Origin of the sequence: Streptomyces sp. SID11385, from assembly GCF_010548245.1 — a bacterium.
Taxonomy (GTDB): domain Bacteria; phylum Actinomycetota; class Actinomycetes; order Streptomycetales; family Streptomycetaceae; genus Streptomyces.
This window is the reverse complement of record NZ_JAAGLR010001132.1, coordinates 1-2,223: the sequence shown is the minus strand read 5'-3', so window position 1 is coordinate 2,223 and position 2,223 is coordinate 1. Positions and strand designations below refer to the sequence as shown.

Annotated in this window: 1 protein-coding gene; it reads left to right on the top strand. The window is 75.6% G+C overall.

The genetic code is table 11. The features are described 5' to 3' along the window. Nucleotides 1-2,063, top strand: a 2,063-nt coding sequence (locus G3I42_RS34535) for a DEAD/DEAH box helicase (RefSeq protein WP_164291604.1), incomplete at its 5' end; no start/stop codon positions are given. Nucleotides 2,064-2,223 lie beyond the last annotated feature (160 nt).

The following is a 2,223-nucleotide window of genomic DNA, read 5'->3' as shown; positions in this document are numbered from 1 at the left end:
TGACCGACGCGAGCACCCTGTGGCGCGGCGAGGCGGACCCCGCCTTCGGCCCCGCCGCGCAGGTCGAGGCCGCTCTCGCGCTGCGCCGCGCCGCGCACGTATGGGCCCCGCTCGCCCGCCTCGCCGAGCTGGACGTGCCCGGCGTCCTGGCCCTCGACGAGAGCGAGACCGAGGACCTCCTCGGCCGCGCCGCGACCCGGCTCGACGCGGCGGGCGTCGCCGTGCACTGGCCGCGCGAGCTGACCCGCGACCTCACCGCCCAGGCCGTCGTGCACTCCGCGCCGGGCTCGGCCGCCAACGGCACCGGACTGCTCGACGGCGACGGGCTGCTCCGCTTCGAGTGGCGGCTCGCGCTCGGCGACGAGGAACTGACCGACGAGGAGATGGACCGCATCGCGGAGTCGCACCGCGCCGTCGTGCGCCTGCGCGACCAGTGGGTGCGCATCGACCCCGAGCTGGCCCGCCGCGCCCGCAAGCGCCAGCTCGGTCTCCTCGACCCGCTCGACGCGCTCTCCCTCGCCCTGAGCGGAACGGCCGAGATCGACGGCGAGACCGTCGAGGCCGTCCCCACCGGCGCCCTCGCGGCCCTCCGCGACCGGCTCCTCAAAGGCGTCGAAGCCGCCCCCGAGCCGCCCGGACTGCACGCCACGCTCCGCGACTACCAGAAGCAGGGCCTCGGCTGGCTCGACCTCATGACCTCGCTCGGCCTCGGCGGCGTCCTCGCCGACGACATGGGCCTCGGCAAGACCGTCACGGTCATCGCGCTCCACCTCACCCGCGCCCGCGAGAACCCCAGGGCGGCGACCCTCGTGGTGTGCCCGGCGTCCCTCCTCGGCAACTGGGAACGCGAGATCAACCGCTTCGCCCCGGGCACCCCCGTGCGCCGCTTCCACGGCGCGGGCCGCGACCCCGTCCCGCCGCCCGGCGGCTTCCTCCTCACGACGTACGGGACGCTCCGCTCCTCCGCGCCCCGGCTCGCCGCACAGGACTTCGGCCTCGTCATCGCCGACGAGGCCCAGCAGGTCAAGAACCCGCACTCGGCGACCGCGCGCGCCCTGCGCACCGTCCCCGCGCGCGCCCGCGTCGCCGTCACCGGGACCCCCGTCGAGAACAACCTCTCCGAGCTGTGGGCCCTCCTCGACTGGACCACCCCCGGTCTGCTCGGCCCGCTCACCGCCTTCCGCGCCCGCCACGCCCGCGCCGTCGAGAACGGCGAGCTCCTGGAGAACCCGGAGGCCGCCGAGCGCCTCGCCCGCCTCCTCAAGCCCTTCCTGCTGCGCCGCCGCAAGACGGACCCTGGCATCCTCCCCGAGCTGCCCCCGAAGACCGTCACGGACCACCCCGTCGCGCTCGGCGCCGAGCAGGCCGGGCTCTACGAGGCCGTCGTCCGCGAGTCCCTCGCCGCGATCGAGGCCGCCGAGGGCATGAGCAGGCGCGGCCTCGTCCTGCGCCTGATCACCTCGCTCAAGCAGATCTGCAACCACCCGGCGCAGTACCTCAAGGAACACCCCGACAGCGCGCGCCTGCCCGGCCGTTCGGGGAAACTCGACGCGCTCGACGAACTCCTCGGCACGATCCTCGCCGAGGACGGCTCCGTCCTCGTCTTCACGCAGTACGTGCGGATGGCGCGGCTCCTCACCGCGCACCTCGCCGCGCAGGCGGTCCCCGCCGGGCTCCTCCACGGCGGCACACCCGTCGACGCGCGCGACCAGCTCGTGGACCGCTTCCAGAGCGGTGCCCTGCCCGTCCTCGTCCTCTCCCTCAAGGCCGCGGGGACGGGCCTCAACCTCACCCGCGCCGGGCACGTCGTGCACTACGACCGCTGGTGGAACCCGGCCGTCGAGGACCAGGCCACGGACCGCGCCCACCGCATCGGCCAGACCCGGCACGTCCAGGTCCACCGGCTCCTCGCCGAGGGCACCGTCGAGGACCGCATCGCCGACCTCGTCGCCGGCAAACAGGCCCTCGCCGACGCCGTCCTCGGCACCGGCGGCGAACCCGCCTTCACCGAACTCACCGACCGCGACCTCGCCTCGCTCGTCTCCCTGCGGAGGGAAGCGTGAACGAGGAGTACGAGGCGGAGGCCGGGATGTCCGGCGCCGGGGCGGTGGGCGAGGACGCCGGTATCCCCGCCGCCGGGACGGGGGACGAGCACCCCGACGCCGATTCCGCCGCTGCGCTCGTCCGCGCCGCCCTCCGGCAGGCACCCCGTCCCGCGCCGCT